The sequence below is a fragment of the Velocimicrobium porci genome, assembly GCF_009696045.1.
Lineage (GTDB): Bacteria > Bacillota > Clostridia > Lachnospirales > Lachnospiraceae > Velocimicrobium > Velocimicrobium porci.
This window is the reverse complement of sequence record NZ_VUMT01000015.1, coordinates 57895-64905: the sequence shown is the minus strand read 5'-3', so window position 1 is coordinate 64905 and position 7011 is coordinate 57895. Positions and strand designations below refer to the sequence as shown.

Annotated in this window: 7 protein-coding genes; 3 read left to right on the top strand and 4 right to left on the bottom strand. The window is 33.7% G+C overall.

Annotation, left to right across the window (positions count from 1 at the left end; all coding sequences use genetic code 11):
• Positions 1-255 precede the first annotated feature (255 nt).
• Entirely contained in the window at positions 256-1539 is a 1284-nt protein-coding gene (locus tag FYJ58_RS10470) for a GNAT family N-acetyltransferase (RefSeq protein WP_154519679.1), read from the top strand.
• A 62-nt stretch (positions 1540-1601) separates the two neighbouring features.
• On the opposite strand, the gene FYJ58_RS10465 is transcribed toward FYJ58_RS10470, so the two are convergent.
• The 4 genes from FYJ58_RS10465 to FYJ58_RS10450 all read right to left on the bottom strand — a co-directional run bounded on the left by FYJ58_RS10465 (position 1602) and on the right by FYJ58_RS10450 (position 5093).
• Positions 1602-2051 carry a hypothetical protein gene (locus tag FYJ58_RS10465; RefSeq protein WP_154519678.1) on the bottom strand — a complete coding sequence of 150 codons (450 nt, stop codon included), beginning with the start codon at positions 2049-2051 and terminating at the stop codon, positions 1602-1604.
• Positions 2052-2106: 55 nt separating this feature from the next.
• A complete protein-coding gene (locus tag FYJ58_RS10460) occupies positions 2107-2835 on the bottom strand; it encodes a tRNA threonylcarbamoyladenosine dehydratase (RefSeq protein ID WP_154519677.1) in 729 nt (242 codons plus the stop codon).
• A 101-nt stretch (positions 2836-2936) separates the two neighbouring features.
• On the bottom strand, positions 2937-3701 hold the full coding sequence (locus FYJ58_RS10455) for a TIGR03915 family putative DNA repair protein (RefSeq protein ID WP_205839232.1): 765 nt from the start codon (positions 3699-3701) through the stop codon (positions 2937-2939).
• Between the two features lie 21 nt (positions 3702-3722).
• Complete coding sequence (locus FYJ58_RS10450) at positions 3723-5093, bottom strand: putative DNA modification/repair radical SAM protein (RefSeq protein ID WP_154519675.1); 1371 nt, start codon at positions 5091-5093, stop codon at positions 3723-3725.
• A 182-nt stretch (positions 5094-5275) separates the two neighbouring features.
• Here FYJ58_RS10450 and FYJ58_RS10445 point away from each other — a divergent pair, with 182 nt between their 5' ends.
• Both FYJ58_RS10445 and FYJ58_RS10440 read left to right on the top strand, forming a co-directional pair.
• Positions 5276-6397, top strand: coding sequence for a sensor histidine kinase (locus FYJ58_RS10445; protein ID WP_154519674.1), 1122 nt, complete (start codon positions 5276-5278; stop codon positions 6395-6397).
• Positions 6378-7007 carry a response regulator transcription factor gene (locus FYJ58_RS10440; RefSeq protein WP_154519673.1) on the top strand — a complete coding sequence of 210 codons (630 nt, stop codon included), beginning with the start codon at positions 6378-6380 and terminating at the stop codon, positions 7005-7007. The genes FYJ58_RS10445 and FYJ58_RS10440 overlap by 20 nt, the downstream gene beginning before the upstream one ends.
• Positions 7008-7011: the final 4 nt, after the last annotated feature.

Sequence of the window (7011 nt, the reverse complement as noted above, 5' to 3'; positions counted from 1 at the left end):
CTTGCTCCACTTTGCGTGCCAGATGCGTGTTGCATGCTTTTTGCAACAATACTCCTTTCGCATCTGTGCACATCCTCGCGGAGCGTTTTTGCTTTATAGGAGACGAAGTTTCCTATAAAGTAAAATAATAATTTGTTGGATTATACAAAATTATATCAAAAAGCTTTATCTTTTGCTATAATAAGTTTATAAAAAATGGATTTAAACTAGTAAATTTATATACTCTATTAAGAAAATTGAAAAGGAGCCATTGCTATGTTAAAAGCTGTTATCTTTGATATGGATGGAGTTATTATTGACAGTGAACCACTCCACCTTTTATCCACGCAACGCACATTATCTGCTTATAATGTCGATTTACCTATGGATTATCTCTATCAATTCGTTGGTTCAACAACAGCCAATATGTTTGAAACGATTCGATCCGATTATCAGTTATCTGTTGATTTAAACGAACTGATAGAATTAGATTCCAAAAACTGTAAGGCTATTTATGAAGAAAAAGGAATGATTCCGGTCGATGGGATACAAGAGTTAATAAAAAGCTTATACAATCAAGGAATAAAGCTTGCTGTTGCCTCTTCCTCACCTTTAAAAAGAATTGAGGCAGTAACCAAAAAGTTTGGAATTCAAAAATATTTTACAAAATTAATATCAGGAACAACCGTTGCAAATCCCAAGCCAGCTCCTGATATTTTTTTAGAAACACTAAAGCAACTGGGTGTCAATAAAAAAGAAGCGGTTATAATCGAGGATTCGAAAAACGGGACTCTGGCAGCAAAAGCTGCTGATATTGCATGTATTGGTTTTATAAATCCAAGCTCCGGTAATCAGGATTTATATGCAGCAACTGCCGCCACCGATAGCCTTCGTGCGTTAAATTACAAATATATCAGTGATATATTAAATCGTGCTAATAAAATTCCGCTCACAATAAAGGAAACAAAACGTCTTATTATTCGTGAACTATCTGTTGACGATGTTCCTAAGCTTTATCAAATCTATCAAAATAAAGAAGTACAACAATACATTGAAAAGTTGGATGAATATTTAGAAATCGAAATTGAAAAGCAAAAAGCTTACATTAAAAATGTCTATTCCTTCTATGGTTATGGATTATGGGGAGTTTTCGAAAAAGGTACAAATACATTAATAGGACGTTGTGGAATTCAAAATCAGACAATTGATAAAAGACCAGAAATTGAACTTTCTTATCTTCTTGACCGCGAACACTGGGGATGTGGATATGCAATCGAATGTTGTAAGGCAGTATTGGATTATGCAACAAATGAGCTTAATATGAACCGCATTGTCGCTGCTATTGCAAAAGAAAATGTCCGCTCAATAAATGTAGCAAAAAAACTAGGGATGAAGATGGAAAAAGAAATATTCTACCATGGTTTTCCATGCTATCTTTATGTATTTTCTTTGGATGACACAAAAAAAAATATTTCAATCGCAGAAAAAGTTAAAAAAACTATAAAACCAGACACTTCTGTATATGGAAAACGTTATCATAAAAAGGAAGAAGAAAAGTAAAAAAGAAAGCCGTTGCTTTGTTATCAAATAGGCAACGACTTTCTTTTTTATGACAAATTCTATTATGGATTTGTTGTTTTTGTAGTTGTAGTATTGTTATTTTCTGTTGTGTTCTTTGTAGTTTTATTGTTATTCGTCGTAGTGTTATTATTATCATTATTACCATTTGTAACACCGTTTACGATTCCTTCACCTACATCTTCTACACCATCAATAACACCTTTTCCTACATCTTCTACACCATTTACAATGCCCTGACCTACACCACCATTGTCGTTTGCATTCGTTTTATTATTATTGGCATTTGTATTCGTTGTATTTGTGTCATTTGCAGTTCCATTTGTTGTGGCATTATTAGTAGCATTGTCTGTCGTACTGTTTGTATCGGTTGCATTCGTACCTGCACCATTCGTTGTGTTTCCATTCGTTCCGTCATTATTAGACCCACATGCTGTCATAACGGCAACAGAAAGGCAACACACTGCTGCTAATAAATAAATTCTTTTTTTCATAGAATTACCCTCCTATAATATATTTACAAGGGTAGTATTCCACGCTTCTTATACTTTATTCATATTTAATCAAATCCTTTACCACTTCACCAGCTAAAATAAGTCCCGCAACCGATGGAACAAAAGCAATGCTTCCCGGCACTGCCCGCTTTCCTCCTGCATTCAATTCTTGTTGACCATCATAGTTTGGTGTTAATGCTTCTTCTGTTGAATATACAACTTTTAAACTATCAATTCCACGCTTTCTCAATTCTTTTCGCATTACTTTTGCTAATGGACAGATTGAAGTCTTATAAATATCTGTTACTACAAATTTGGTAGGATCTAGTTTATTTCCTGCTCCCATTGCACTAATTACAGGTATATTCGCTTTCTTTGCCTGTTCAATAATCTGAATTTTTCCTGTCACCGTGTCAATCGCATCAATTACATAAGAATATTTAGAAAAATCAAATTGACTGGCAGTTTCCGGTAAAAAGAAACATCTGTGAGTATGAACAATTACTTCCGGATTAATATCCAAAATTCTCTCTTTCATTACATCTACTTTATATTTTCCAATTGTAGACCTAGTCGCAATAATCTGCCGATTCAGATTGGACAAACTAACCGTATCATTATCAATTAAATCAATTTCTCCGATACCACTTCGTACTAAAGACTCAACAACAAAACCGCCAACTCCACCAACTCCAAATACAGCAACTCTGGCTTTTTGTAAATGCTCAATCCCCTTACTTCCAATTAAAAATCTTGTCCTTTGAAACTGTTCTGCTAATTCCATCTTCTACCATCCTCTTTTCTCATTATTCTTATTCTTTATAATTTTCTCTTCTGCAACGTATCATACTAGATGAAAAAAAGAATGTCAACCAAACCGATTTTTTAATCAAATTCTTTCATAAACTCTTGAAATCTTTTAGGTAGCATTTGTTGTCTTAATTTTTCATTTTCTCTCTCTGAAATCCCAATTGAATTAATAAAACTTTTCCACAAATGCTGTAAATATGTTTCTTCATCAGAACACTGAAAAAACGCTTCATTTGTAAAAAAGGAACACTCCACAATCAAATAATCCGATCTTTTTTTATGAAGTGCTGCTATCCCTCTTCGCTCATCCATTATAATCCAATCTTCATTTTGAAACCGATCAGAAAAATGGGGCGATAGCAATGTTAATATATTATTAAGCGGACAGATTTTTGCACATAATACTCCATTTTTCAACTCTTCAAAACGTAAAAACCCCATATAATGTAATACTTCATTCGTAACATTCTTATTCATTTTATAAATAGGATACACATATGGATGCGCTAACTGTTCCAGCACAGAAGCTCCGACAGAAAAACCAAGTAACAAAAAACGATAAACCGCATCCGAACGACCTTTTTCCTTCGATAAACAAGCCTTAACAACAAACTTATATCCTACATTTGATAAGCGCTCTTTAATTGTCTTTGCTACCTTATAAGAAATTTCCTGTTCTGGTTCTATGTCTATATATTCACTAAAAAATTCCAATGTTTCATTTTCATCCCGCTCTATTAGCTTAATATTCTTATGACCATATTTACTTTCCCATGCACGGTAGATTGCTGTAAAAATACCGTCAATACTTCCATCAGTAACATAAATTCTTTGCAGCATATTCACTTCTCCTCTATCCATTTACACAGATAATCTCCATCTTGTGTCGGTATCATCAAACAAAGAAATTTGCTGATAAACTCCTGTTCCACCTATCCCATTCGGAAGCTGTTCTTTTAAATCAAGCATATGATTGATAATAAAATCTGGCTCTAATTTTACTGGATACATCATTCTTCCATTACAAGTGATAAAATATAATGCTCTTTTCAATACGACACCCATTTTTTTCAAGTCACTAAAATCTAACAGACAGCTCTTTCTAGCCAAAAGAATTCTTTGTGCTGACTTTACACCAATTCCCGGAACACGAAGCAGTGTTTTATAGGAGGCTTTCGTTACTTCTACAGGAAACTGTTCTAAATGATTTAAAGCCCAATTGCACTTCGGATCTAACAAAATGTTAAAATTCGGTTTCTGTTCCGATAACAATTCTGATGCTTCAAAGCCATAAAAACGAAGTAACCAGTCTGCCTGATAAAGTCTATGCTCTCTGAGTAATGGAGGTCCATCCTGTAATACAGGAAGGTGAGTGTCAAATGTTGTGTTAACAAATGCAGAATAAAAAACTCGTTTTAAATCAAAATTCTTATATAATGCCTCTGCAACTTTAATAATCTCATAATCGCTTTCATTTGTTGCACCAACAATCATCTGAGAACTTTGCCCTGCTGGCACAAAGGTCTTGTTCTTTTTATATGCCATCAGCTCATTTCTTTGATTTCTAGGTACAAGCTCTCCCTTCATTCCAATCCTATATTGATTATCTTCTCTTTTAATCTGAATCTGCCGCATTGGTTTTAAAATGGCAGTCCTCTTTTTATTCGGAGCCAGAGCTTTCAGACCATCTGCCGTAGGAAGTTCTAAATTAATACTCATTCGATCTGCTAAATATCCGGTTCGTTCAATTAAGAGCGGATCTGCTCCTGGTATTGCTTTCACATGAATATATCCATTAAATTGGTATTCTTCCCTGAGAATTCGTAATGTTTCATATAACTGCTCCATCGTATAATCCGGACTTTTATAAATTCCTGAACTTAAAAACAGCCCTTCGATATAATTTCTCCGATAAAACTGAATCACAAGTCTGGCAACTTCTTTTGCAGTAAATGAAGTTCGTACCACATCATTTGAACTCCTGTTAACACAATATTTACAATCGAAAATACATTCATTTGTAAACAAAATCTTAAGCAATGAAATACATCTGCCGTCTGCCGCAAAGCAATGGCAGATTCCACCTGCAATTGTATTGCCCATTGTTGCAGATGTTCCCTTTCTGGCAACTCCACTTGATGTACAGGCGACATCGTATTTTGCTGCATCAGATAAAATAGCTAATTTATCCATGATACTCATATTTTCCTGACCGTAAACCGTCTGCTTCATAATTGCCTCCATTCGAATATATGTTTGTTTTCATAATATCATACATTTGTTCGATTGTAAAGTAATTCTTTCTTTCAACAATTGAATTTTTCTATTGTTTATGTCATAATAATTATATTTATTACTTATGTTTCCGCACATAAGTAAATTATCGGAAAGATCCAAGAAAAAGGAGATTATTTATGCAGAAAAATATTGATAAGCTACTACTTCTGACTTGTAGCTCATCTCTTTATTATCTTACAATTGATGAATTTGATGTACTAATTCCATTTGGAATTATAATCTTTTTGTCTGCCCTCAATCAACTAACCAACAAGAAACTAATCCATCTTGGAAGCTTTCTTATATTTACTGCACTCTGCTGTGTCTTTCCTTATTATGCTCTTTTTTTACCTGTTACCGCATATGATATACAAACTTCTTTTTTTAGAGGTGCTTCTATTTTAGCAATTATTCCATTTATTATTAACTGGTCGTCCTATAACTCAATTTTCCTATTATTTACCTGCCTATTCTTTTCCATCAGTTTATTACTAAGCTATAAAACACAAACAATTGAACTTTTACAAGAGGATTATGAGGCTTTTCGTACTACTTCAAGGGCACTTACAATTGCTCAGGAAACTAAAAGTAAAAGCCTTCTCGAAAATCAGGATTATGAAATAGAAACAGCCATTTTAAACGAACGCAATCGCATTTCAAAAGAAATTCATGACCACGTAGGACATGTGCTATCTCGCTCTTTGCTCCAGATTGGTGCACTTCTAACCATCGCAAAAGAACCGGAAATAAAAGAGGGGCTTACTTTATTAAAGGAATCAATCTCCGAAGGAATGGATAGTATTCGGGCAAGTATCCACAATATTCATAATGAATCAATTAATTTACACACTAATCTGGAAACACTTGTAAGAGAATTTACCTTTTGTGAAGCAATTTTAAATTATTCAATTAAAACTGTGCCTATGCTAAAATTAAAATATTGTTTTATCGCTCTGACAAAGGAGGGTCTTTCGAATGTTGCGAAACATTCCAATGCTACCAAAGTTGTTATTACTTTATCCGAAGACGAAACATATTATTACTTTTCTTTTTGTGATAACGGTACGATTAGCGAAACCGCAAAACTATCCATATTGAAATGTCAGGCTCGCTCCGAATATACAGATGGCATGGGATTACAAAGCATGTATGACCGTACAAAAGGGGTTCAAGGTTCATTTCAAATTGATATGGAACACGGATTTCATATATATGTAACGATTCCAAAGGAGGATACCAATGAAGTTATTAATAATTGACGACGATAAGATTGTCTGTACATCTTTAAAAACCATTCTTTCTTCTGATTCAGAAATTAACGTTGTGGAAATGGGATATAGTGGAAAAGATGCTATTGCTCTTTATGAAGCAACAAAGCCCGATGTTCTTTTAATGGATATTCGAATGGAATTCATGTCAGGCTTAGAAGCAGGAGAACACATTCTTTCTAAGCATAGCGACGCAAAAATCTTATATTTAACAACTTTTTTAGATGATGAATACATTATAAAAGCTTTAAATATCGGTGCCAAAGGCTATATGTTAAAACAAGATTTTGAAGGAATTATATCCGCGGTCAAAGCAGTAAATCTTGGGCATAATATTTATGGTACAGAAATCGTTAATAAACTTCCTAAGCTTTTATCTCAGCAAGAAGAACACTTTTCATATGAAACATTTGGGATTACAGAAAAGGAATATGAAATTATTTTAAAAATTGCAGATGGGCTTTCTAACAAGGAAATTGCAGAAGCGTTGTTTTTAAGTGAAGGAACTATTCGAAATTATATCAGCTTAATTTTAGAGAAGCTTTCTTTAAGAGATCGAACACAGATTGCTATTTTTTATTATAAAAACAGACACTATTAGTAAT

Bases quoted from the DNA above. Each gene is read 5' to 3' on its own strand.
- FYJ58_RS10460 (WP_154519677.1), bottom strand. From the start codon at position 2,835: ATGGAATTAGCAGAACAGTTTCAAAGGACAAGATTTTTAATTGGAAGT.
- FYJ58_RS10445 (WP_154519674.1), top strand. From the start codon at position 5,276: ATGCAGAAAAATATTGATAAGCTACTACTTCTGACTTGTAGCTCATCT.
- FYJ58_RS10450 (WP_154519675.1), bottom strand. From the start codon at position 5,093: ATGAAGCAGACGGTTTACGGTCAGGAAAATATGAGTATCATGGATAAA.
- FYJ58_RS10440 (WP_154519673.1), top strand. From the start codon at position 6,378: ATGAAGTTATTAATAATTGACGACGATAAGATTGTCTGTACATCTTTA.
- FYJ58_RS10455 (WP_205839232.1), bottom strand. From the start codon at position 3,701: ATGCTGCAAAGAATTTATGTTACTGATGGAAGTATTGACGGTATTTTT.
- FYJ58_RS10470 (WP_154519679.1), top strand. From the start codon at position 256: ATGTTAAAAGCTGTTATCTTTGATATGGATGGAGTTATTATTGACAGT.
- FYJ58_RS10465 (WP_154519678.1), bottom strand. From the start codon at position 2,051: ATGAAAAAAAGAATTTATTTATTAGCAGCAGTGTGTTGCCTTTCTGTT.